Annotated in this window: 21 protein-coding genes and 1 riboswitch; of the genes, 15 read left to right on the top strand and 6 right to left on the bottom strand. The window is 59.1% G+C overall.

The genetic code is table 11. The annotated features are described in order from the left end of the window. Positions 1-43: 43 nt before the first annotated feature. Together AC2A6O_RS01555 and AC2A6O_RS01550 are read right to left on the bottom strand one after the other, a co-directional pair. Entirely contained in the window at positions 44-937 is an 894-nt protein-coding gene (locus tag AC2A6O_RS01555) for an ROK family protein (RefSeq protein ID WP_148587215.1), read from the bottom strand. A 2-nt stretch (positions 938-939) separates the two neighbouring features. Continuing rightward, positions 940-1647 (bottom strand): class II aldolase/adducin family protein, encoded by a 708-nt coding sequence (locus AC2A6O_RS01550; protein WP_498925465.1) that lies wholly within the window; start codon positions 1645-1647, stop codon positions 940-942. A 300-nt stretch (positions 1648-1947) separates the two neighbouring features. On the opposite strand from AC2A6O_RS01550, the gene AC2A6O_RS01545 reads away from it, so the two are divergent. Continuing rightward, positions 1948-2793: a DUF6030 family protein gene (locus AC2A6O_RS01545; RefSeq protein WP_148587213.1), complete on the top strand. Its 846-nt coding sequence runs from the start codon at positions 1948-1950 to the stop codon at positions 2791-2793. Here AC2A6O_RS01545 and AC2A6O_RS01540 read toward each other — a convergent pair. Continuing rightward, the gene (locus tag AC2A6O_RS01540) at positions 2771-3697 is read right to left on the bottom strand and encodes a pirin family protein (RefSeq protein WP_498925464.1); all 927 of its coding nucleotides are present in this window, start codon (positions 3695-3697) and stop codon (positions 2771-2773) included. The two genes, AC2A6O_RS01545 and AC2A6O_RS01540, sit on opposite strands and share 23 nt — an antisense overlap. A gap of 158 nt (positions 3698-3855) precedes the next feature. Here AC2A6O_RS01540 and AC2A6O_RS01535 point away from each other — a divergent pair, with 158 nt between their 5' ends. The 5 genes from AC2A6O_RS01535 to AC2A6O_RS01515 all read left to right on the top strand — a co-directional run bounded on the left by AC2A6O_RS01535 (position 3856) and on the right by AC2A6O_RS01515 (position 7237). Continuing rightward, positions 3856-4368, top strand: coding sequence for a P-loop NTPase family protein (locus tag AC2A6O_RS01535; RefSeq protein ID WP_498925463.1), 513 nt, complete (start codon positions 3856-3858; stop codon positions 4366-4368). A 47-nt stretch (positions 4369-4415) separates the two neighbouring features. Further along, a riboswitch (TPP riboswitch) is annotated at positions 4416-4536 on the top strand. Between the two features lie 161 nt (positions 4537-4697). Beyond that, positions 4698-5675: a glycine oxidase ThiO gene (gene thiO, locus AC2A6O_RS01530; RefSeq protein ID WP_498925462.1), complete on the top strand. Its 978-nt coding sequence runs from the start codon at positions 4698-4700 to the stop codon at positions 5673-5675. Next, positions 5659-5856 carry a sulfur carrier protein ThiS gene (gene thiS / locus AC2A6O_RS01525; protein WP_498925461.1) on the top strand — a complete coding sequence of 66 codons (198 nt, stop codon included), beginning with the start codon at positions 5659-5661 and terminating at the stop codon, positions 5854-5856. The genes thiO and thiS overlap by 17 nt, the downstream gene beginning before the upstream one ends. 5 nt (positions 5857-5861) lie before the next feature. Beyond that, complete coding sequence (locus AC2A6O_RS01520) at positions 5862-6635, top strand: thiazole synthase (protein WP_498925460.1); 774 nt, start codon at positions 5862-5864, stop codon at positions 6633-6635. Next, on the top strand, positions 6632-7237 hold the full coding sequence (locus AC2A6O_RS01515) for a thiamine phosphate synthase (protein ID WP_498925459.1): 606 nt from the start codon (positions 6632-6634) through the stop codon (positions 7235-7237). Before AC2A6O_RS01520 ends, AC2A6O_RS01515 begins: the two co-directional genes overlap by 4 nt. Positions 7238-7264: 27 nt before the next feature. On the opposite strand, the gene AC2A6O_RS01510 is transcribed toward AC2A6O_RS01515, so the two are convergent. Further along, positions 7265-8146 carry a LysR family transcriptional regulator gene (locus AC2A6O_RS01510; protein WP_498925458.1) on the bottom strand — a complete coding sequence of 294 codons (882 nt, stop codon included), beginning with the start codon at positions 8144-8146 and terminating at the stop codon, positions 7265-7267. A gap of 318 nt (positions 8147-8464) precedes the next feature. Here AC2A6O_RS01510 and AC2A6O_RS01505 point away from each other — a divergent pair, with 318 nt between their 5' ends. The 6 genes from AC2A6O_RS01505 (at position 8465) to cydX (ending at position 16984) form a co-directional block, all read left to right on the top strand. After that, positions 8465-9964 carry a CoA-acylating methylmalonate-semialdehyde dehydrogenase gene (locus tag AC2A6O_RS01505; protein ID WP_498925457.1) on the top strand — a complete coding sequence of 500 codons (1500 nt, stop codon included), beginning with the start codon at positions 8465-8467 and terminating at the stop codon, positions 9962-9964. Between the two features lie 286 nt (positions 9965-10250). Continuing rightward, positions 10251-12029, top strand: a complete 1779-nt coding sequence (gene cydD, locus AC2A6O_RS01500; protein WP_498925456.1) for a thiol reductant ABC exporter subunit CydD — start codon at positions 10251-10253, stop codon at positions 12027-12029. Beyond that, a complete protein-coding gene (gene cydC, locus AC2A6O_RS01495; protein WP_498925455.1) occupies positions 12026-13738 on the top strand; it encodes a thiol reductant ABC exporter subunit CydC in 1713 nt (570 codons plus the stop codon). Before cydD ends, cydC begins: the two co-directional genes overlap by 4 nt. 345 nt (positions 13739-14083) lie before the next feature. Beyond that, a complete protein-coding gene (locus AC2A6O_RS01490) occupies positions 14084-15688 on the top strand; it encodes a cytochrome ubiquinol oxidase subunit I (protein WP_498925454.1) in 1605 nt (534 codons plus the stop codon). A gap of 6 nt (positions 15689-15694) precedes the next feature. After that, entirely contained in the window at positions 15695-16852 is a 1158-nt protein-coding gene (gene cydB / locus AC2A6O_RS01485) for a cytochrome d ubiquinol oxidase subunit II (protein WP_498925453.1), read from the top strand. 12 nt (positions 16853-16864) lie between these two features. Beyond that, positions 16865-16984 (top strand): cytochrome bd-I oxidase subunit CydX, encoded by a 120-nt coding sequence (cydX, locus tag AC2A6O_RS01480; RefSeq protein WP_148587200.1) that lies wholly within the window; start codon positions 16865-16867, stop codon positions 16982-16984. An 86-nt stretch (positions 16985-17070) separates the two neighbouring features. On the opposite strand, the gene AC2A6O_RS01475 is transcribed toward cydX, so the two are convergent. Then, positions 17071-17613, bottom strand: a complete 543-nt coding sequence (locus tag AC2A6O_RS01475) for a peroxiredoxin (RefSeq protein WP_148587199.1) — start codon at positions 17611-17613, stop codon at positions 17071-17073. Between the two features lie 430 nt (positions 17614-18043). Between AC2A6O_RS01475 and AC2A6O_RS01470 the strand changes: the two genes are divergently transcribed. From AC2A6O_RS01470 to AC2A6O_RS01460, 3 genes are read left to right on the top strand one after another with little or no spacing between them, the layout of a single operon-like run. Next, positions 18044-18517 carry a TRAP transporter small permease subunit gene (locus tag AC2A6O_RS01470; RefSeq protein WP_209001340.1) on the top strand — a complete coding sequence of 158 codons (474 nt, stop codon included), beginning with the start codon at positions 18044-18046 and terminating at the stop codon, positions 18515-18517. Then, positions 18514-20079: a TRAP transporter large permease gene (locus tag AC2A6O_RS01465; protein ID WP_498925452.1), complete on the top strand. Its 1566-nt coding sequence runs from the start codon at positions 18514-18516 to the stop codon at positions 20077-20079. Before AC2A6O_RS01470 ends, AC2A6O_RS01465 begins: the two co-directional genes overlap by 4 nt. A 20-nt stretch (positions 20080-20099) precedes the next feature. Then, complete coding sequence (locus tag AC2A6O_RS01460) at positions 20100-21164, top strand: TRAP transporter substrate-binding protein (RefSeq protein ID WP_148587197.1); 1065 nt, start codon at positions 20100-20102, stop codon at positions 21162-21164. A 43-nt stretch (positions 21165-21207) separates the two neighbouring features. Here the strand turns inward: AC2A6O_RS01460 and AC2A6O_RS01455 are convergent, their stop codons facing one another. Next, positions 21208-22089: a DMT family transporter gene (locus AC2A6O_RS01455; RefSeq protein WP_148587196.1), complete on the bottom strand. Its 882-nt coding sequence runs from the start codon at positions 22087-22089 to the stop codon at positions 21208-21210.

The following is a 22089-nucleotide window of genomic DNA, read 5'->3' as shown; positions in this document are numbered from 1 at the left end:
GAACGCTCATGGAAACGTCCCGGATCTCAGGTTCCGGTCAGGATCACTCCCAGAGCCAGGCGGCTCCCCGCACGCCTGAGCTATCGCCATGGGCAGCTTTGCGGATTGGTGTTTCGTAGGTGTCGGAGAAGATGTAAGGCTCCATGGCCGCCGGAAGGTCCGCATAAAGCTCATCGATGTTCGACATGCCTCCGCCCAGAACAAACACATCCGGGTCGAGAAGATTTGCAGACATGGCAAGGGCACGGGCGAGGCGGCTGACGTAGGCCTCGTAGACGGCAGTTGCCACTTCATCTCCGGAGCGTTTCAGCGCCATGATTTCGTGGCCCTTCAGCAGCGTGCCGGTTCTGTCCTTGTAATCGAGCTGAAAGCCGGTTCCCGAGCACCAGCGGTCGATGGCGCCCTTGTGGCCGATCCAGCTATCCGGACCGGGATACTCCTCCGGCTTCATCCAGGGAACGGTTATGGCGCCCCATTCACCGCCAATGCCATTGGCCCCGAGATGGGCTTTTGCGTCGATGGCAATGCCTGATCCACTACCTGTGCCGATAATGATGGCGTGTACGATATGAGCTCCAGCGCCCGCACCATCGGTCGCTTCAGAGACAGCGAGGCAGTTGGCATCGTTCTGGATGCGGACCGGACGTCCGAGGACCCTTTGCAAGTCCTTGTCCAGGGGCTTGCCGTTCATCCAGGTGGAATTGGCGTTCTTGACGAGGCCAGTCCTGGGGGACAGCGAACCAGGAATGCCGAGGCCGAGCGTTCCTGTCTGGCCGGTTGCCTGCTCCGCTGCCTCAACCAGCTTGCGGACGGCTTCCAGACACCCCTCGTAGTCGTCTCGGGGGGTGTCGACCCTTTGCCGGAACAATTCCTCGCCCTCGTTGGAGAGAGCGATGATTTCGATCTTGGTGCCACCCCAGTCAATTCCCAGCCGCATTTTCAGTCCACCCGTCTTGGCAATTCGAAGGCAGCCGTATGGCCGTCTTCAAGTTCGCTTGTTTGTTTCCCGTAGGTCTTGAACTTTTTCAAGATTGCGCTCATTTCCTCGGCGTCCAGTATCACGGGGTCACCGAGTGTCAGAGCCGACAGATACTGATCCGCCAGATCTTCCACGCCTTCCGCCGTCGCAAGAGCCTTTTGCAACGTCGCCCCTCCGGCGATCTGTCCGTGGTTCGCAAGCAGACAGGCGCTCCTGTCTCCAAGGGCGGCAATCATCGCCTCTGACAGGGCTTTCGTGCCGAAGGTGGCATACTGCGCACAGTCGATGCGGTCACCGCCGGCAAGCGCGACCATGTAATGGAACGCGGGAATGCCGCGCCGATGACACGACAGGGCAGTGGCGCGCGGACTGTGGCAATGGACCACCGCCCCGCAGTCCGGCTTCGCCAGATAGAAATCGAGATGCATACGCCACTCGGAAGACGGCAGCGTCTCACCACGGTAGCAGCCGTCCCAATCCAGCGGAACGATCATGTCTTCGGTCAGATTTTCGTAAGGTGTGCCCGACGGCGTCACCAAAAAACCGGATTCGGTGCGTGCACTAACATTTCCAGAGGTGCCTTTCGTCAGTCCAAGACGCGGCAAGGCGCGGGCGGTCTCGATGATCGCGCGGCGCAGGTCAGACGTATCGCCTGGAAAGGTGGGCATTCAGGGCCTCATTGGTTCTGTTTCGGCCGCAAGCATATCGTTTTGCAGCGCCGCCGTGGAAGCGGGGCTTAGATGACAGGTATCCGGTTGCCTTTTCAAGGTATTGGTTTGATAAATCCCGAGCCTTCGACCAGAGGGTTGAAGAACGCGGTGTTAAGGGACTGAATGGCTGGATTCGCACACAAGCTCAGGCATTTGTTTGGATCGGCTGCAGCGCCAGCAGGCCGGACAGGGCGGGGTGGGCAATCCAGACCGAGGCCCGGACCTCGTTCCAAGGGGCCGCGCTGGGCAGAGCCGGACATGGAAATGCTGCCTGAAGAGGGCAAGCCCGACAAGCATGGTGGCCTGCCGCCGCGCGCTGCCAGATCTCAGAGCCGCTCTCACGTGACACCCTATTACATTTGGGGAACACTGGCGCTTCTGGCGGCAGGGTTTGCCGGTGGCGGTCTGTTTCTGCACCTTGCTCAGCTGAAGGGGGAAGACAGCGTTGTCACAGCTCCTCTGATGCCGGATCCATTGTCGTCCTTGCAGACGCCGGCCCGGGAAGTCTTGCTGGCGCCGGAACCGGAACTGTCTGCGGAGCTGAAGCGCAGCTTTCTGGGGAAGCCTGATCAGCTCTGTGACGAGTTAAGGTCGCTGGGGCTGGGAAATCCGGGTTGGCGCCGGGCGCCCTTCAGCAAGGACCGTTGGCAATGTGCGTCGGACCTGGTGCCCTTGACCACGCCGAGCGTCGACTATGGCTCGACAACACTCTTCTTCCTGCTTCGCGGTCCTTCGGAAAACAGCATCGACTATTTGCGGCTGAAACTGGTGGTGGAGGATCCGCGCCAGATACAGATCGGACTGGATGCTGTCTGGCTGGTGATCGACGCTCTGGCGCTACGTTACGGCTGGACGGTGCCGGAAGTTTTTCGCGAGGCCGTTTCCGGGTTCAGGCAACTGGAAACAACCCACAGGGGCGTAAGGTTGTCGGTATCGCCGGAAGATCCTGATCTGACGGGTGACCCGTTGGCACGCCAGCGGCTGAACATCATTCTGGACTTTGGCGAGCCGGATCTGATCCGTCCCGCCGATCGGTTTGAAAAAGCACCGCCTCTTGAAAGCGGCTGGAGCGTCAAGGCCCCTAACGCTCAGGCAGCGGAATGAATTCTTCCGCGTCGCCCGGAACCGTATCGAACCGTCCCAGCCGCCAATCTTCCTTGGCCTGCTCGATGCGTTCTTTTGATGAAGACACGAAGTTCCACCAGATATAACGCCGGCCATCCATCGGTTCGCCGCCAAGCACGACAAAACGGGCGGGCAGGGGGGATGCGTTTTCGATCACCAGATGATCGCCAGGTTTGAACACCAGAAGCTGCGCCGGATCGAAACTCTGGCCTGCGATGGTAATCTGGCCCGAAACGGTATAGAGGCCGCGTTCTTCCCACCCCGCATCGAGCGGGATCCTGGCTCCCGGTTCCAGCGTTATATCCGCATAGAACATGTCGGAGGCTGTCTTCACCGGCGCCTTGTGACCATAGAGCTCACCAGCAATAAGCCTGACCGACGCGCCCTTGTCGGAAAACTCCGGCTGTTCGTCAGTGCCGTGATGCTGGAAGGTCGGGTCTGTCTCTTCCAGATGTTTGGGGAGGGCAACCCAGCTCTGCAGGCCGAACAGGGGGCGTTTTTCCTGAAGCCGTTCCGGGCGTTCGCGTTCGGAATGAACGATGCCCTTGCCCGCGCTCATCCAGTTCAGAGCGCCGGGGGCTATTGCGATCTGCGTCCCGAGGCTGTCACGGTGGTACATCTCGCCTTCAAAGAGATAGGTCACGGTCGCCAGTCCGATATGGGGATGCGGTCGCACGTCAATGCCGCCGCCAACCAGCAGTTCTGCCGGTCCCATCTGGTCGAAGAAGATGAACGGGCCAACCATCCGACGTCTGGCAGAAGGCAGAGCGCGCCTGACCGAAAATCCGCCGAGATCGGAGGTCCGCGGTACGATGATCGTTTCGATCGGGTCACAGCTTGCAGCATTTCCCGGCACGGGATCAGGGCTATTCAACCAGCTCATCTGCCTCTCCATCAAACAACAGGGCGTCTTGCGGAGTAGATAGGCACTGACAAGCTGAAGTGTCCATTGAACAGTCTGTTTCGGGTTTTCATCTCCGGCACGATCTGTATAACGGCCAGCCCTTCCTTGCTTCTCTTTGGTGCGTCATGAAACGTGTGATGATTGTTGGAGGCCCGGGTTCGGGCAAAAGCACGCTCGCCGTTGCCCTTTGCCAGAAAACCGGACTGCCGGTCTACCATATGGACAAGATCCACTACCGGTCCGGTTGGAATGAACGGACGCGGCAGGAAAAGGACCAGATGACTCATGAGGTTCATCTGAAGGAGGCGTGGATCTTCGAAGGCGGCCATTCAAGCACCTACGCGGAACGTGTCGAGCGCGCCGATACGTTCATCTGGTTGGACTTTCCGGTCTCGCGCCGCATTTTTCGGGTGGTGAAGCGGTCCGTGCAATACCACGGACAGAGCCGGCCAGATCTGGCGGAAGGCTGCCCGGAGCAGTTCAACTGGCAAACCGTCGAATTCCTGAGGTTCATATGGCGAACCAGACACTCGGCCAGAGCCAAGCTGGAGCGCATCTACCGCGAACCTCCGCATCATCTGACAGTCTACCGTCTACGCACCCTTGCAGAGATCAACGACTTTCTGGACGGATGTCAGGAACGAAGCTGAAGATCTATTCGGTCTCTTGACAGTTACACCCGACGAGCGGCACAACAGACGCTCACCCGGGGGGCCTCGACAAGAGGCTGAGATACTGCTGGCGCGATTGCGCAGTGCAGGGACCCGACGAACCTGATCCAGGTCATGCTGGCGAAGGGAAGGTGCTCTCGGCCAAGTGCAATTGCCACCGCAATGCGACCACCCCGGCCACCTTTCCAAGCTGACTGTCCGAAGTGCGGGGCTGTTCCGGTCCTTGCGGAGAAGCGTTGAATGCAGGCGGTCTACCAGACATTCCGCGATGGCGAACGATTGACGTTCTCCCTGGCAAGAGAGGCGGGATGAAGGTCGGTATCAAAGGCGCCGGAGTTGCCGGTCTGGCTCTGGCGCATGAGCTTGTCTCGCGCGGTGTGCAAGTTGAGCTGCTGGAAAAGAACGGGGATCTGTCCGCCAGTGCCTCCTGGCTTGCTGGCGGTATGCTGGCGCCCTGGTGCGAGCGGGAGAGTGCCGAGGAAGTTGTTCTGCGGCTCGGGCAAACATCTATCGGCTGGTGGAGCAAGGCTCTGCCAGGGCAGGTCAGGCACAACGGGACACTGGTTGTTGCCGCGCCGCGCGATGCTGGTGAACTCAACCGGTTTGCATCTCGTACCAGTGGCTTTACATGGCTCGACAGTGACGCGCTGGGCACACTCGAGCCGGACCTTGCAGGCCGATTTGCAAAGGGACTTCATTTTGCCGCGGAAGCCCATCTCGATCCTCGGCAAGCTCTCACGGCGTTGCTGGCAAAAGTGTCTGCAAGCGGTGCAGAGGCCAGTTTTAAGACCGAGCACTTTGCTTCGGCAACCGATCTTGTCGCCGATTGTACCGGCATGGCTGCGCCCGATCCGCACCTGCGGCCCGTTCGCGGTGAAATGCTGCTGCTCCACGCGCCGGATGTCTCACTTTCGCGGCCTGTGCGTTTTCTGCACCCGCGCATCCCGGTCTATGTCGTGCCGCGTGACAACGGGGTCTTCATGGTCGGGGCGACCATGATTGAAAGCGGCGACCGGGAGGCGGTCAGTGTTCGGTCGACCATGGAACTCCTCAATGCCGCCTACGGCCTGCATCCGGGCTTTGCGGAGGCAAAGATCATCGAGACCGGGGCGGGCCTGCGCCCGGCCTATCCCGACAATCTTCCTCGCGTCACGCTTTCCGGCAACACGTTGTCACTGAACGGATTTTACAGGCACGGCTTTCTGCTTGCCCCGCATTTTGCCATGGAGGCAGCAGACAGGATCGTGCAACATCTTCAGGAGAAGTCCCTTGAAGCTAACCATTAACGGCGTACCTCAGGAAGTTGCCAGCGCGACGCTGGCAGCGCTTCTGGATGAGCTGGCCTATGACCATGAGTTTCTGGCCACGGCGCGCAACGGCGATCTGGTGTGCGCAGAAAAACGGGGCGATTGCGTCCTTGAGGCGGGAGACCGGATCGAGATCCTGTCACCGATGCAGGGAGGCTGACGATCATGTTTGAAGTTTATGGGGAACCGTTCGCATCGCGTTTTCTGCTCGGAACGGCGCAATATCCTTCACCGCAAATCCTGGCGGATGCGGTGAGGGCATCGGGTGCAGAAATTCTGACCGTGTCTCTGCGGCGTGAAACGGCGGGAAGTGGCACAGGTGGCAGGTTCTGGGATCTGATCCGGGAATTGAACGTCAAGGTACTGCCCAACACAGCCGGATGTCATTCGGTGAAGGAAGCTGTTACGACCGCAAGGATGGCGCGGGACCTTTTTCGCACCGACTGGATCAAGCTGGAAGTAATCGGCCATCACGACAGCCTGCAGCCGGATGTCTTTGGCCTTGTGGAGGCGGCAAGCATCCTGAGCGATGACGGCTTCAAGGTGTTTCCCTATACGACAGACGATATTGTCGTCGGCGAACGGCTGGTTGAGGCGGGCTGTCAGGTGTTGATGCCCTGGTGCGCGCCGATCGGTTCGGCGAAAGGGCCGGTCAATCTGGATGCCCTTCGTGCTTACCGCAGCCATTTCAGCGGCGTTCCTCTTGTCGTGGATGCCGGTCTCGGCCGGCCGTCTCACGCGGCCGCTGTTCTAGAACTCGGTTTCGATGCAGTGCTGTTGAATACGGCTGTCGCAAAGGCCGGACATCCAGTCGCCATGGCAAAGGCCTTTGCGATGGCAATCGAGGCCGGACGACTGGCCTGTGAAGCCCAACCCCTGGAACCTCGCGACATGGCGGTTCCTTCTACCCCGGTTCTTGGAATGGCGGTGTTTGAATGAAACTCGATCCTTTTTATCCCATCGTTGACAGTTCCGACTGGATCGCGCGGCTGGTGCCGCTTGGCATCAAACTGGTTCAACTGCGGATCAAGGACGCAAGCGAAGACATCCTGCGCAAGGAAATCGCAGCTTCCAGAAGCGTTTGCGTGAACCACGGTTGCCAACTTGTCGTCAACGACTATTGGCAACTCGCGATCGAAGAGGGCTGCGATTTTGTCCATCTTGGTCAGGAAGACCTTGCCGACGCCGACGTTGCAGCCATTTGCAAAGCCGGTTTGAAACTTGGCGTGTCGACCCATGACGGCGAAGAGCTGCAAACAGCTCTTGCTACCGAGCCCGATTATGTCGCGCTCGGGCCCGTCTATCCGACGATCTTGAAAGAGCTCAAATGGGCACCGCAAGGCCTTGAAAAGATCGGCCGGTGGAAGCAGCAGATCGGCAGCCTTCCTCTGGTGGCCATTGGTGGCCTCAACCCGGAGCGTCTTCCTGGCGTGTTCGAAAATGGTGCGGATATCGCAGCCGTCGCCACTGACATCACGCGCAACGCCGATCCGGAAGCGCGCACGAGGGAATGGATTGAGGCGACGCAGCGCTGGCGCTAGCGGTCCTGCTTTCCGCTCTGATATTTGCTATCCGAAGATAGCTCGATCGCGCACGACTTGATCGCGTAGAAAGTCCTGCACCACCGCGACATGACGGAGCGGACGTGAGCTTTCGTGTGTCACCATCCAGTAGGCGCGGTGAAGCTTTATGTCCGGCAGGACGGCGACAAGGTCGCTGTCATCGCGCGCGATAAAATCGTGAAGAATGCCGATGCCGGCTCCCGATCGGACGGCTTCGGTCTGGCCAAGAGCCGAGGCTATCTCGAAACGCGCAGTCCAGTTTTTCAGAATTTCTGTGCCGTAATTCAGAGATGGCGAGTAGAGCAGGTCTTCCACGTAACCAATCAGATCGTGAGCGGTAAGATCGTTTGCGATGGCTGGCGTGCCGCGGCGTTTAAGATAGGTTTTCGAGGCATAAAGCCCGAGCGAGTAGTCAACGAGTTTGCCGGCAACAAGCCGGCCTGTTTCCGGCCTGTCGATGGTTACCGCAATATCGGCCTCGCGGCGGGACAGGGAAAAGGATCGCGGAACGGGTACGAGCTGCACCGTCAAGCCTGGATGTTTTTCTGTCAGTTTGCCCAGCCGAGGCGCAAGATAGGCGACACCGAAACCATCGGGCGCGCCGATGCGCACTGTTCCCGAAATTTCAGGCGTGTTGTTTGTCAGGTCCGCTTCCGCCGCGACCGCCTCCGCTTCGATCCGTTCTGCCCTGTCGAAAAAACGGCTGCCCGCTTCGGTCAGAACGCAGCCGGAGGTCGATCTGTCGAACAGACGGGTGCCGACGCTGTCCTCAAGGCTTGTCAGTCTGCGGGCGACTGTCGCGTGATTGAGGCCGAGGCGGCGCGCCGCCGCCAGGATCTGGCCCGTACGTGCAATGGCGAGAAAGATGCGGATGTCATCCCAGTTCATGTCGATTGCTTTCCGCGATGATCGCCTTGCACTTGTTGTTGTCAGATGGGTGAGCGCCAAAATCGGAAGATGTGCTCACGGGGTGCTTGGTGCGGGCTCTTCGCCGCGCTCATGCCGGGATGACAACTGATGGCTATTGGTCCTATCGTTCGTTTGAAACGCTAATGGAGCTTTATTGGCATAACTTTAAAAAACGCACAACGGCTCCGGAATTCTGGTTCTTGTTTGCAGCAAAAATAAAAGTCAAAAAGACATCACCTCGGACGCTCGCCCAAAATCCTTTTGGCTGGTGTCAGAACATATTGGGAGAAACGCGACATGCGGAAGATCGGTCATTTTATTGGCGGCAAACAGGTGGAGGGCACCTCTGGCCGCTACGCAGACGTCTTTAATCCGGCAACCGGTGAAGTCGAGGCGCAGGTCGCCCTGGCCAGCCAGGAAGAAATGGATGCTGCGATTGCCAACGCCGCTGCTGCACAGCCGGCCTGGGCTGCCACCAACCCGCAGCGCCGCGCCCGCGTGATGATGAAGTTCGTCGATCTTCTGAACCGCGACATGGACAAGCTGGCTGAAGCTCTTTCCCGCGAACACGGCAAGACGCTGCCGGACGCCAAGGGCGACGTTATTCGTGGTCTTGAAGTTGCAGAATTCTGCATCGGCGCACCGCATCTCCTGAAGGGCGAATTCACGGAAGGCGCCGGCCCGGGCATCGACATGTATTCCATGCGTCAGCCGCTCGGCGTTGTTGCCGGCATCACGCCGTTCAACTTCCCGGCCATGATCCCGATGTGGAAATTCTGCCCGGCCATCGCTTGCGGTAACTCCTTCATCCTGAAGCCGTCCGAGCGTGATCCGTCCGTGCCGATCATGCTGGCCGAACTGATGATAGAGGCTGGACTGCCGGAAGGTATCCTGAACGTCGTCAACGGCGACAAGAGCGCGGTCGATGCCATCCTGGACGATGAAACCATCCAGGCTGTCGGTTTTGTCGGCTCCACGCCGATTGCTCAGTATGTTTATGCCCGCGCAACCGCGTCCGGCAAACGTGCCCAGTGCTTCGGTGGCGCCAAGAACCACATGATCATCATGCCGGATGCCGACCTTGATCAGGCAGCCGACGCTCTGATCGGTGCCGGTTACGGCGCGGCCGGCGAGCGCTGCATGGCTGTTTCCGTCGCTGTGCCGGTCGGTGAGAGTACTGCAAACGCCTTGATCGAAAAGCTTACTCCGAAAATCGAAGCCCTGAAAATCGGGCCGTACACGGCAGGTAACGATGTCGACTTCGGCCCGCTGGTAACCAAGGAAGCCCTTGGCCGCGTCAAGGGTCTTGTCGAGCAGGGCGTCAAGGAAGGTGCAAAGCTGGTTGTCGACGGCCGCGACTTCTCCATGCAGGGCTATGAAAATGGCTTCTTCATGGGTGGCTGTCTGTTCGACAATGTCACCAAGGACATGGAAATCTACAAGACCGAAATCTTCGGTCCGGTTCTGTCTGTGGTTCGCGCGGAAAACTACGAAGAAGCTCTCGATCTGCCGCTCAGCCATGAATATGGCAACGGCACCGCGATCTTCACCCGTGACGGCGACACTGCGCGTGACTTCGCGTCCCGCATCAACATCGGCATGGTCGGCATCAACGTGCCGATCCCGGTGCCGCTCGCCTACCACACCTTCGGCGGCTGGAAGAAGTCCGGCTTTGGCGATCTCAACCAGCATGGTCCGGACGGGTTCAAGTTCTACACCCGCACCAAGACAGTGACGTCCCGCTGGCCGTCCGGTCTGAAGGATGGAGCTGAATTCGCCATTCCGACGATGAAGTAAACACAACGAACGAATGTTCGACAGAACGCTCCCGGTCACCGCCGGGAGCGTTTTTGTTTCAAAACAGCGGCTCTCTGCGTCAGGGGCAGGCAAACACCTGGTGCCTGGATCGCTGAACTGGCGTGGGTGGCTGCAGCTCTTTTTGTGCAGCAATATAAATTGGCCGAAAAAGGCATGGCTCCGACATGGCAAACCGGAATGCGCCGTGGCAATGTGTCCCTTGCATTTGAAATGGGAGAGCGACACTAAACGCCCGATGAAAACGAAAAGGCAAAAGATCGGGAATGTGGCTGAGGATGTGGGGCAGGGCTGCGAAACCGCAGCTGCTTTCGGCTGGCCGAACGATAGGGAAAGCCGAAGCCTCAAAAGCGCCGGCAGGCTTCTTGCCGTATCCGATCTGCTGTGGATCGTTCAGGCCGGATTGATTTCCTGGGCGCTTGGATCGCTTCCCGACATTTTTTCCGCTACAGACACCGGTCGGATCGCTGACAGCGATTTCACCCAGTCAGCGTTGCTGGCTGCTGCCGGCATAGCGCTTGTCGCCCTGTTGAGAGTGTTTCTGCAAAACCGCGCAGAAACGGTTGCCCGACAGACCGCCCGTGCGATCCAGAGCAGGGCCCGCGGAGACCTTCTCTCCATTGCGGCCACGCGATCACCGTCGGCAGAGTTTCCCTCTTCCGGTGCCTTTGCAGCGCATATCACCGAACAGGTCGATCTGCTTGGACCCTACTATCGGAACTTTGAACCGCAGAAACTGCGTTTGCGCCATGTGCCTCTTGGGATCGTTGCCGCCACTGGTTTTTTCAGCTGGCTAGGCGCTCTTATCCTTGTTGTCTGCGGGCCGCTCATTCCGGTTTTCATGGCGCTGATCGGCCTGCGCGCCAAGGCGGCAAGCGAGCGACAACAGGAAGAACTTGTGCGGTTGAGCGGCAGCTTGCTCGACAGGATCAAGGGGCTGGAAACGCTGACGCTGTTCGGCGCAATCGGGCGAACGCAGCAGCAAATTGGGGACGCTGGCGAACGCTTCCGGACCGGAACCATGCGAGTCCTGAAGATCGCGTTCCTGTCGTCTACAGTGCTGGAGCTTTTTTCCGCACTCGGTATCGCCTTTTGCGCGGTCTATGTCGGCTTCTCTCTGTTGGGGGAAATCCAGGTCGGCACCTGGGGAGGGCCTTTGACCTTCGCGCAGGGCCTTTTCATTCTCCTGCTCGCGCCGGAATTCTTCGCACCCTTGCGAGCCTACGCCGCTGCCTATCACGACCGGGCGGGGGGGCTTGCCGCCCGGGAGAGACTGGCGACGCTTTTCCCGCCGGAAGACAATCCAAAGTCGCGTCCGATTGTTGCAGTTGCCGCCGAGAAGGCCGGCGCTTTTCAGCTTTCCAGCCCGCCGGCGATAGAGTTCAGGTCTGTCTGCATTTCCCATAAACAGCGAGATGTCTTCAAGGATTTCAGTCTGGCGATTGGATCTGCCGAAACGCTTCTGCTGGAAGGACCGAGCGGCAGCGGCAAGACCACCTTGATTGACGGAATACTCGGATTTCAGGAACCGGATGACGGTGAAATCCTGGTGGATGATCTGCCCGCAGCAGCGCTGGCTGCAGTGCTGCGCCGAAAAGTCATCTGGCTCGGCCAGTCTCCACGTCTGTTTCACGGAAGTCTCCGGGCAAACCTCTTGAAGGCGGTGGAAACACCCGAAGCGGTTACGGAAGACGATTTGTGGCAGGCGTTGCGGCTTGCCGGGGCTGAAACGCTTGTGCAACGTCTGCCTCGGGGTCTTGAAACGCCCTTGGGCGAAGATGGTTTCGGCCTTTCCGTGGGTGAGATCCGCCGGGTCGCGCTGGCACGGGCGGCCATGAGAAAAGATGCCGTTCTTTTGCTGGCGGACGAGCCGACTGCTTCGCTTGACGAGGAAACTGCGGCTGACGTCATTGACGGTCTGCGGAGCCTTTGTGAAGGGCGCACTGCCGTCATCGCCACACATGACAAGGGGCTTCGGCAAATTGCCTCGCGGCGGATCGATCTGAAATCTGTAGGCGCTGTTGCCGAGGGGAGGGCCCTCGCGTGAAGTCTGTCTGGCAAATCATCCGCACCCAGCACGGGAACGACAGCTTTCATTTCTGGCTCGGGATATTGGTGGCCCTGCTGCCTGCAACTGCCGGGCTTTTGCTGCTCGGGGTCTCCGGCTGGTTCATCACGGCGGCGGCCATCGCGGGACTAAGCGGTGCATTCCTGAATATCTTTGCACCAAGCGCGCTCATTCGTGCCTTTGCGATTGTCCGCACTGCGGGCCGTTACGGTGAACGCGTTTTGACCCATGATGCGACGTTCCGCTTTCTGACCGGGTTCAGAAATCGCCTGTTTGCGTCCATGGCGCATAGGACGAGCGATGGGCGAAGATCCGGCCTGCTGCTGAACAGGTTGACGCTCGACATCGCCGTCCTCGACACTGTTTATCTGCGCCTGGTGGTTCCCCTTGTGCTGGCGCTCGTTGTTGCGGTCACGCTGCTTCTCGTATGGAGCACCATCTCTCCGCTTTTGCTTGTCACCGGTGCGGTTTTCATATCCGCCTGGGTCTTTTTGGCGGTCTGGACCTTTGTAAAGTCCGATACCAAAAACGCCCGCCGTACGGATGCGGCGCTGGATGCTATGCGGCTTCGGGCGGCTGATCTGGCTGCAGGGCGGCGGGATCTTGCGATCTACGGTGGGCTGGAGACTGCGGCCGAGACGGTGCTGGCCGCGGAAAACCGCCTCGCGGAAGCCCAGGAGACTGAGGATCGCCGAACCAGCAAACTGACAGCTGGATCAGCACTTCTTGGCCAGTTGTTTCTTGCGGCCACACTTCTGGTCTGCCTGCAAGAGGTTGGTCGTGGCACGCTGACGGCTGCTTTCGGCGTTGGCCTCATACTGGTGGTCATGGGGCTTCCGGAAATCTTTTCGATGAGCCTGCCAGGTCTTGCCAAATTGCCACGCGTTTCGCTGGCTGCAGGTCGGATCATGCGCTTGATGGACGATCGCCGGGAGTCCGAACCTGCGGGTAACCGGGCAGCGACAGTATCGGACGTCACTACACCTACACCTACGCCTGTACTTTCCTTCAAGGACGTCAGCTTTGGCTATCCTGGGGCTGAGAGAAGCGTGCTGGAGGGACTGAGTTTCAACGTTGGGCCGGGAGAAATTCTCGCACTGGCCGGGCGCAGCGGTTGCGGAAAGTCAACGGTTGCGGCATTGGCCGCACGGTTACGAAATCCGGGGCAGGGGCGGATTGTTCTGGGCGCGGAAGATGTCAGCCGGATCCCGGAAGCTGAGCTCCGCCGCAAGATCACGGTCATTGGCCAGAAGGCCTATCTCTTCAACGAGACGGTCGCGGAGAATTTGCGTATCGCAAATCCGAATGCCAGCGATGCAGACCTGTGGCGTGCGCTCGAGCAGGCAGCGCTTGCCGACCGTATTTCGGAAAATCCGGAAGGGCTGCAAACCATTCTGGGTGAAGGTGGGCTTGGCCTCTCCGGCGGAGAGCAGAGGCGTCTGGCCCTGGCCAGAGCATTCCTGACACAGCCGGTTCTGTTTGTTCTGGACGAGATGACCGAGGGACTGGACGCTGCAACTGCTGGCGATGTTCTGGACCGGTTTCTGTCCTATCGTGGAAATTCCGCAGTCTTGATGATTGCGCATCGTCGTCAGGAAATGGAACGGGCCGACCGCGTGCTGGATCTGACAGCGCCAACTGAGGGCAGTAATCCGTCGCCGGAAATAATTCTGTCCGAATTTCAATGAGTTCCCGCACGGTTTTCAGCAGCTTATGGTTGCCGGGTCCTATCTGTCGCATTGACCTTGCGGGGGCTCTGGGCCACGATCACCCCATAGGAAGACTCGTTTTCTAAGCCGGTTCATTGACAGGATTGGCGGTTGCAATCCGCTTTCACTGCGTAGTTGCGTGCCGCCGCTGGATCGGGACGAAATCCGGGTTTTCGATCAAGATCGACCAGGCTCTGTCCCCTCCCGACCGGGCCTCAACACGTCGATCGTCCTGATGTGCCGAAGTACCTTTTTCTGTTCGTTAGAACATTGGGTGCTTTGGCGAAAATGCTCGGACCGTGTCTGGTCCGTAAGGGGTATACGATGGAACTGAACGTCGTTGACCTGTCTCGGCTGCAATTTGCCATGACAGCGCTCTACCACTTCCTGTTTGTGCCTTTGACCATCGGCTTGTCGATTCTGCTGGCAACCATGGAAACAGTCTATGTGATGACCGGCCGCGAGGTTTGGAAACGCATGGTCAAATTCTGGGGCACTCTTTTTGGAATCAACTTTGTCCTGGGTGTTGCCACAGGTCTGACCATGGAGTTCCAGTTCGGCATGAACTGGGCTTATTTCAGCCAGTATGTCGGCGACGTCTTCGGCGCACCGCTGGCGATTGAAGGCCTTATGGCCTTTTTTCTGGAAGCTACCTTTGTCGGGCTGTTCTTCTTCGGCTGGGACCGACTCTCCAGACGCCAGCATCTGGCGGCCACCTGGGCCGTTGCAATTGGAACGAACTTGTCCGCGCTTTGGATCCTGATCGCCAATGGCTGGATGCAGCACCCCATCGGGGCGGCGTTCAACCCCGAAACCATGCGTATGGAAGTCAACAGTTTCTACGACGTGTTGTTCAATCCGGTGGCACAGGCCAAATTCGTTCACACGGTGTCCGCGGGTTATGTCACTGCGTCGATGTTCGTTCTCGGTATTTCCGCCTGGTACATGCTCAAAGGCCGCCATATCCCGATTGCCAAACGGTCCATGGCTATTGCCTCCGCCTTCGGTTTTGCATCGGCTCTTTCCGTTGTGGTTCTGGGCGATGAAAGCGGTTACGAAGCCAACCTGAACCAGAAGATGAAACTGGCGACAATCGAAGCCATGTGGGATACGGAGCCCGCGCCGGCCTCGTTCAACGTGGTTGCCTGGGCGGACATGGAAAAGCGTGAAAACGTTTTTGCCATCGAAGTGCCTTATGTGATGGGCCTGATTGCAACGCGCTCTCTCGACACGGTCATTCCGGGCATCAAGGATCTGGTGTCCCGAACCGAAGATCGCATTCGGCAGGGTGCCATCGCCTGGGACGCTCTGCAGAAGATTCGCAAGGATCCGGCCAATGTCAGTGCCGATGTCCGCGAGACCTTCCTGCAGAACGAAAACTCGCTCGGTTATGCCTATCTGCTGCTGCCGTTCACGGACAATCCGATGGAGGCGACCACCGAACAGGTGGATGCGGCTGCCTGGTCGACCGTTCCAGAAGTCATGCCGATGTTCTATGCCTTCCGGATCATGGTGGCGTGCGGCTTCTTCTTCATCCTGATAACCGCGATTTTCTTCTATTATTCCTCGTCCGGAAAGCTGGACATCCTGAGTGAAAAGCGCCGTTGGCTGTTGCACGTCGCGGTCTGGTCAATCCCGTTGCCGTGGATCGCCTGTGAAATGGGCTGGTTCGTGGCAGAATATGGCCGTCAGCCCTGGATCATCGAAAGCATGCTGCCGACATCCGTCGGCGTCTCGAACCTGAGCGTAACAGAAGTTCTGATGACGCTTGCCGGTTTCGTTGCGCTCTACAGCACGCTTCTGGTGATCGAGATCATGCTGATGTTCAAATACATCAAGATCGGTCCTGAAGACGGCGAGAACCCGGATGCAGCTCGCCCCGCATTCCGGCAGCCGGCTCCGACCGCAGCCTCAGTTCCAGCGGAGTAATCGAAAATGATCCTCTATGAAATGATCGACTACTCTGTCCTGAAGATGATCTGGTGGCTTCTGCTGGGTGTCCTTCTGATCGCCTTTGCGGTGATGGACGGATTTGACATGGGCGTCGGCGCGATGCTGCCCTTTGTTGCCGAGACGGATATCGAGCGCCGCGTCGTCATCAATACGATTGGCCCGACCTGGGAAGGAAACCAGGTCTGGTTCATCCTGGGGGGCGGGGCGATCTTCGCTGCCTGGCCACCGCTCTATGCCATCAGCTTTTCGGGCTTCTATCTTGCAATGTTCGTTGTGCTGGCGGCGATGATCCTGCGGCCGGTCTCCTTCAAGTACCGGTCCAAGCGGCCAGACCCGTCCTGGCGGAATTCCTGGGACTGGGCGCTGTTTACAGGATCGTTCGTGCCGGCGCTTGTCTTCGGTGTTGCCGTCGGCAATGTGCTGCTCGGCGTGCCGTTCTCGCTCGATAACGACCTGCGCATGACCTATGAAGGCTCGTTCTTCGGGCTGTTCTCGCCGTTCTCGTTACTGTGCGGGGTCTTGTCCGTAGCCATGCTGGTAACGCACGGCTCGGTCTGGCTGGTAATGCGGACCAACGGCGATATCGCCAAGCGCGCACGGCGGTTTGGAACCGTCGCGGCCGGTCTCAGCATCGCGCTGTTCGCCCTCGGCGGTTATCTGATTGCCAGCGGCTATGTGGAAGGCTTCCGCATCACGTCCGAAATCGATCCGAACATGGCAGCCAATCCGCTCGCGAAACAGGCGATTACCGAAGGTGGGGCATGGATGGCCAATTATGCTGTCCACCCCATTCTCTGGCTCGCGCCCGGTCTCGGGTTCCTGGGGCTGTTCGGAACACTGGTGCTGTTGCAGACCCGTCTGGAAATGCCGATCTTCCTCTTTTCGAAGCTGGCGGTTTTCGGAATCATATCGACGGTCGGTGTCTCGATGTTCCCATTCATCCTGCCGTCCTCGATACAGCCCGGTGCCAGCCTGACTGTCTGGGATGCATCTTCCAGCCATCGAACACTGTTCAACATGCTGGTGGTGACACTCATCTTCCTGCCGATCATCCTTGTCTACACCGCTTGGGTCTACAAGGTCTTGTGGGGCAAGGTGGATGAAGAAACCATCGAACGCGACAACCACACCGCTTACTGAGGAGACTGCTTCATGTGGTATTTTGCCTGGGTCCTCGGAATGCCTCTGGCCTGTGCTATGGCGATTCTGAATGCGATGTGGCTGGAGCTGCGGTCGGAAGACGAACGTCGCCGCCTCGAAGGCCGCGACTAGGCGAGGCTTTTTTCCAAAGCATTGTCACGAAACGAAAAAAGCCCCGGATCGCTCCGGGGCTTTTTGCTGAGCTTGTGCCTGTTGGATCAGGCGGCCTGCACTTTTGCAGCGCGCAGCTTTTCCAGGATGTTCTGCGGTGCAGAAACACCATAAGGGTCGCTCTCGCAGTTGTCGGAGAACCCTTCTTCTTCGAACCACTGCTCGACAACGCCGTCGTTGACGACAGCGCCATAGCGCCAGGAGCGCATGCCGAAGCCGAGATTGTCCTTGGCAACCAGCATGCCCATCTTGCGGGTGAACTCGCCGGAACCATCCGGGATCACTTTGACATTCTCGACGCCTTGCGCTTTCGCCCAGGCATTCATCACGAAAGCATCGTTGACGGAGATGCAATAGATGTCGTCGACGCCTTCAGCCTTGAACTCTTCGAACAGCTTTTCGAAGTCCGGCAGCTGATAGGTGGAGCAGGTCGGAGTGAAGGCACCGGGAAGCGAAAACAGAACGACCTTCTTGCCTTTGAAATAGTCGTCGCTGGTCTTGTCTTCCCAACGGAACGGGTTCGGACCTTCGATGGATTCGTCGCGGACACGGGTGCGGAAGGTAACGAACGGAACTTTTTTGCCGAGCATCGCAAACTCCAGAAATTGAACGGTTGCAAACTGTCCAGAGCGCTAAAAACAGACCTTGCCCGAGGGAGGAGAGCCGGGCAGGGCACGGACGCCCTGAAAGCGGATAAGGTTTTGGCCTAACGCATTTGCTGCGATGCCGCAATCCATTTTGCTCTGCAAAATCCAAGAAGCTCGCGCGAAACAGCCCGCCGGGGCGATATGCCGCTTCGCACATGCGAACAACTGTCCGTTGAGGACCTTGGCGAGCAGGCGGTATTTTCCGTAATAAGCACCCAAATCATTGTATACACGCCCAATTTCGGTGTTTAAGTTCGGGCGTCCCCCCGGTTCGCTCTGGGCTTGGTGCGGGGCAGAGCCGGGGGCTCCACAGGGCCGGGTCGAGCATCCGTGCCCCGGGGGCGAACATGACTTCCAGCGTCACGAGTGATGAATGCATAGGGTCTTTCGAGCGGTGCACATGCTTTGCATGGGATTGGCCGCGATTGTCTTTCTGGGCCAATTGGCCATGGTGCTGATGCGCTATCTGCTCGGCTTCGGGTTTCTGGAAATTCAGGACGCGGTCAATTATGCCTTCGCAGCTCTTGTCGCTCTTTCTGTCGCCGTTTCCTTTGATGCGGACAAGCACGTGCGTGTAGACGTCTTTCGCCAGAACTGGAGCGATCGCACGAATGGCCGTATCGACTGGCTTGGGTACCTCCTGCTGGCACTGCCGGTTTTCGGGCTCATGCTCTGGACGGCATTTCCGCTGGTCCGAAGCTCCTGGGCGATTCTGGAAGGTTCTCCTGAAACCGGCGGCCTGCCTGGCCTGTTTCTGGTAAAGACCTGTCTCGTCATCCTTCCGGCCCTTGTCGTCATCTTCATTCTTCAAAAGCTGTTTGGCGCGACCCGGCGGAACGATTCATGACAGCCGATATCATCTGGCTCATCATCCTGGCCCTGTCCGTATTCGCCTGCATTCTTTCCGGTGTGCCTGTGCTGCTGGCAATTGCCGGCGCCCCGACGCTTGTGGCGCTTGTCGCAGCCGCGACCGGGCACTTCGACCTTGTGTTCTTCCAGGCCGTTCCCCAGCGCGTCTATGGTGTGATGACCAATCCGCTGCTGCTGGCGGTGCCGTTGTTCGTGCTCATGGGGCTCCTGCTGGAAAAATCACGCCAGGCAGAGCGGATGCTGCAGAGCCTGACGGCAGCAATGGGCGGGCAGCAGTCTGCCCTGGCGCTTTCCGTCGTTCTGGTGAGCGCGCTCATTGCCGCCTCCACCGGCATCATCGGGGCAACCATCGTCATGCTTGGAACGATCACTCTGCCCGCGCTGCTGGCGGCCGGGGTCAACAAGCACATGAGCAGCGGTCTCATCTGCGCCAGCGGCACGCTCGGTCAGATCATTCCGCCATCCATCGTTCTGATCCTTCTGGGCGACCAGGTGTCCAATGCCTACTTCGAGGCGCAGCAGGAAGCGGGCAACTTCGCGCCGGACCCTGTCACGGTGGGCGATCTGTTCGCCGGGGCGTTGATCCCGGGTCTGCTTCTGGTTGCTCTCTATGCAGCCTACGTTCTGCTGCGCCTGCGCCGAAACACGCCGAAAGGGCAGGAGGGGCAAACCCGGTCAAGGCAGCCGCGCGTGCCGGGCCGTGATTTGGTCCGGAACATTGCCCCCACACTCGGGCTGATCGTGGCCGTGCTCGGCAGCATCCTGATAGGCATCGCAACACCCACGGAAGCCGCCAGCGTCGGCGTCGCCGGTGCCATCCTGATTGCTGCGGCCGCAGGCGACGGCAAGGCCGCCCGCATCGCAATGGCGTGTGCGGGCTTTGCCATCGTGCTGCTTGTCCTGCGCCGGCTCGGACTGTTCGGTCTGGAATTCGAAGGCGGGCGGATCAGCTGGACTGCGCTGACGATTGTCTCCGTTGCGATGACGGCAGCGGCGTTCGTCATGCTGGCCATCGCGGCAGCGTCTCTGATGCGGGAAGGCGTGCTTGTGCCCGCGCTGCGGGAAACCGTCACAATCACCGGGATGATCTTCGGCATCGTGATTGCCGCCAGCATTCTGTCGCTGGTCTTCCGCGGCTTCAATGGCGACGAGCATGTCGCCGAACTGCTGCATGCCTTGCCGGGTGGCGCCTACGGCATGTTGCTGCTGACCATGCTGGTCATCTTTCTGCTTGGGTTCATTCTCGAATTCGTCGAAATCATTTTCATCGTCGTTCCGATTGTCGGGCCGATCATCCTGCAGTCCGACATCAGCCCGGTCTGGTTCGCGGTTCTGATTGCGCTCAATCTGCAAACTTCGTTCTTGACGCCGCCATTTGGGTTTGCACTTTTCTATTTCCGGTCGGTCGCACCGGCGGATATCCGCACCTCTGACATCTATGTTTCGGTGATCCCGTTTGTCGCCATTCAGCTTGTGGCGCTCGGTCTGGTCGCTGCCTTTCCGGCCCTGGCGACCCTGTTGCCGGACGTCCTGTTTTGAACACCATGGGAGATTCAACAATGAAAAGACGTGATTTTCTGAAGGCAGGCGCCGTTGCCGCTCCGGCCAGCCTGCTGGCGGCCCCCGCAATTGCGCAGGGCAAGATCCATTGGAAACTGCCGACGTCCTTCCCGGCCAAGGCGCCGGGTGTTGGCACCAACGTGACTGCCTTTGCCAAACGCGTCGAGGCGATGTCCGACGGTCAGCTGACCTTCAAGGTTTATTCCAGCGGCGAACTTGTGCCGCCCTTCGGTGTCGAGGACGCCGTGGAGCAGGGCACCGCCGAAATCGGGCACTCGACGCCGTACTATGCCGCTTCGAAGAACTCGGCCCTGCATTTCTTTTCCGCCGTTCCCTTCGGCATGACCGCCGTGGAAACAACCGCCTGGCTGCGGTATGGCGGCGGTCAGGACCTGTGGGACAGCCTTTACGAAGAACGCGGCCTCAAGCCGTTCTACTCCGGCAGTTCTGGGGTTCAGGCTGCCGGCTGGTTCAAGAAGCCAGTTGAAAGCCTGAATGACCTGGCAGGCCTCAACATGCGCATCGCCGGCCTTGGCGGCGAAGCCATGCGCAAGCTTGGCGTCAACGCGGTTTTGCTGCCGCCTCCGGAAATCTTCCCAGCCTTCCAGTCCGGTGCCATTGATGCTGCCGAGTGGGTCGGTCCCATGCTGGACCAGGCGTTCGGTCTGCAGAAAGTCGCCAGCTATTGCTACGTTCCGGCCTTCCACGAACCCTCGGCAGCACTTGAAATCGTCGTCAATAAGGAAGCCTATGACAGCCTGCCGGCAAACCTTCAGGCAATCATCGCTTCTGCGGCGGAAGCTGCCTCGGTCGAGACCACAGCTCAGTTCGACTATTACAATGCAGTTGCGATGAAGAAGCTGAAGGAAGACGGCGTGACCTTTGCCAACTTCCCGGATGATGTTCTGGCTGCGTTGAAGAAGGCAGTTGCGGAAGTGATGGCGGAAAACGCTGCCGCCAATCCGAAGTTTGCCGAAGTGCAGAAGAGCTACGACGCGTTCCTGGATCTTGCCAAGGACTACGCCGCATTGGTCAAGGCGACAACCTTCACCCAGCGCATGTAAGCAGGCCTTGCCCCGCCGGCCGGCAAACCGCGCCGGCGGGGCTTCAGGTTTCAAGTTGCCGTTCGCGCAGCACGATGGCGATACCGCTGGCAATGATGATCGCCGCTCCGACGTAGGTCGCCATGTCGGGAATCTCGTCCCACAGTAGCCAGCCCAGCAAGGTCGCCCACAAGAGCGCGGTGTAGTCGAAGGGTGCGACAACCGCTGCTGGTGCAAGACGGAAGGCCTGCGTAATCAACGTGATGCCAATCGTACCGAACAAGGCAACGCCCAGGAACAGCCAGATGTCTTCAGCGTGTGGCTGCACCCAGACGAATGGCATCGCAAGTGCGCTGATGAGGGCACCGGCTCCGGTCAGGTAAAGCATCAAGGTCCACACACTCTCTCGCGGGTCTACAAACCGTGCGCTGAGCATCAACATCGCATAGACGAAAGCCGTTGCGATGGGCAAAAGCGAAGCTGCCTGAAATGCGCCCGAACCCGGGCGGACGACCACCAGAACGCCAACAAATCCCACGAGCACTGCTGTCCATCGCCGCCAGCCAACTTGTTCGCGCAACACCAGTGCGGAAATCGCTGTCACGAAAACGGGCATGATGAAGACCAGCGCTGTCGCCTCGGCGAGGCCCATGAGGCTGAGGCCGGTGAAAAACAGTGTGGCGGCGCAAATCCACAGCGCGCCGCGCAGAAGGTGGGCCGCCGGACGGTGAGAAATCAGGGCGGTTCTACCACCCATTTTCAGTGCAATCAGAATGGCTATCGGCAGAGCGATGATGTTGCGCAGAAACAGGATCTGGATCGGGTTGTAGTCAGCGGTCAGTGTCTTGGCTATGGCGTCGTTGAGGCACAGGCACACAACGCCTGCGCACATCATTCCTATTCCTGCCGTTACCCGATTGCGGCTGCCGGTCATGGCCATTTCCAT

It is taken from the genome of Labrenzia sp. ATLA3 (assembly GCF_057180185.1).
Note: the sequence above shows the minus strand (reverse complement) of the source record. Positions and strands in the feature narration are given on the sequence as shown.

What these genes read in the sequence shown, in the direction of transcription:
- AC2A6O_RS01475 (WP_148587199.1), bottom strand. Translation starts at nt 17,613, where the DNA reads ATGCTCGGCAAAAAAGTTCCGTTCGTTACCTTCCGCACCCGTGTCCGC.
- cydX (WP_148587200.1), top strand. Translation starts at nt 16,865, where the DNA reads ATGTGGTATTTTGCCTGGGTCCTCGGAATGCCTCTGGCCTGTGCTATG.
- AC2A6O_RS01545 (WP_148587213.1), top strand. Translation starts at nt 1,948, where the DNA reads ATGGAAATGCTGCCTGAAGAGGGCAAGCCCGACAAGCATGGTGGCCTG.
- AC2A6O_RS01490 (WP_498925454.1), top strand. Translation starts at nt 14,084, where the DNA reads ATGGAACTGAACGTCGTTGACCTGTCTCGGCTGCAATTTGCCATGACA.
- AC2A6O_RS01520 (WP_498925460.1), top strand. Translation starts at nt 5,862, where the DNA reads ATGTTTGAAGTTTATGGGGAACCGTTCGCATCGCGTTTTCTGCTCGGA.
- cydB (WP_498925453.1), top strand. Translation starts at nt 15,695, where the DNA reads ATGATCCTCTATGAAATGATCGACTACTCTGTCCTGAAGATGATCTGG.
- AC2A6O_RS01540 (WP_498925464.1), bottom strand. Translation starts at nt 3,697, where the DNA reads ATGAGCTGGTTGAATAGCCCTGATCCCGTGCCGGGAAATGCTGCAAGC.
- thiO (WP_498925462.1), top strand. Translation starts at nt 4,698, where the DNA reads ATGAAGGTCGGTATCAAAGGCGCCGGAGTTGCCGGTCTGGCTCTGGCG.
- AC2A6O_RS01550 (WP_498925465.1), bottom strand. Translation starts at nt 1,647, where the DNA reads ATGCCCACCTTTCCAGGCGATACGTCTGACCTGCGCCGCGCGATCATC.
- AC2A6O_RS01535 (WP_498925463.1), top strand. Translation starts at nt 3,856, where the DNA reads ATGATTGTTGGAGGCCCGGGTTCGGGCAAAAGCACGCTCGCCGTTGCC.
- AC2A6O_RS01510 (WP_498925458.1), bottom strand. Translation starts at nt 8,146, where the DNA reads ATGAACTGGGATGACATCCGCATCTTTCTCGCCATTGCACGTACGGGC.
- AC2A6O_RS01460 (WP_148587197.1), top strand. Translation starts at nt 20,100, where the DNA reads ATGAAAAGACGTGATTTTCTGAAGGCAGGCGCCGTTGCCGCTCCGGCC.
- AC2A6O_RS01555 (WP_148587215.1), bottom strand. Translation starts at nt 937, where the DNA reads ATGCGGCTGGGAATTGACTGGGGTGGCACCAAGATCGAAATCATCGCT.
- AC2A6O_RS01515 (WP_498925459.1), top strand. Translation starts at nt 6,632, where the DNA reads ATGAAACTCGATCCTTTTTATCCCATCGTTGACAGTTCCGACTGGATC.
- AC2A6O_RS01465 (WP_498925452.1), top strand. Translation starts at nt 18,514, where the DNA reads ATGACAGCCGATATCATCTGGCTCATCATCCTGGCCCTGTCCGTATTC.
- AC2A6O_RS01505 (WP_498925457.1), top strand. Translation starts at nt 8,465, where the DNA reads ATGCGGAAGATCGGTCATTTTATTGGCGGCAAACAGGTGGAGGGCACC.
- AC2A6O_RS01470 (WP_209001340.1), top strand. Translation starts at nt 18,044, where the DNA reads ATGCATAGGGTCTTTCGAGCGGTGCACATGCTTTGCATGGGATTGGCC.
- AC2A6O_RS01455 (WP_148587196.1), bottom strand. Translation starts at nt 22,089, where the DNA reads ATGGAAATGGCCATGACCGGCAGCCGCAATCGGGTAACGGCAGGAATA.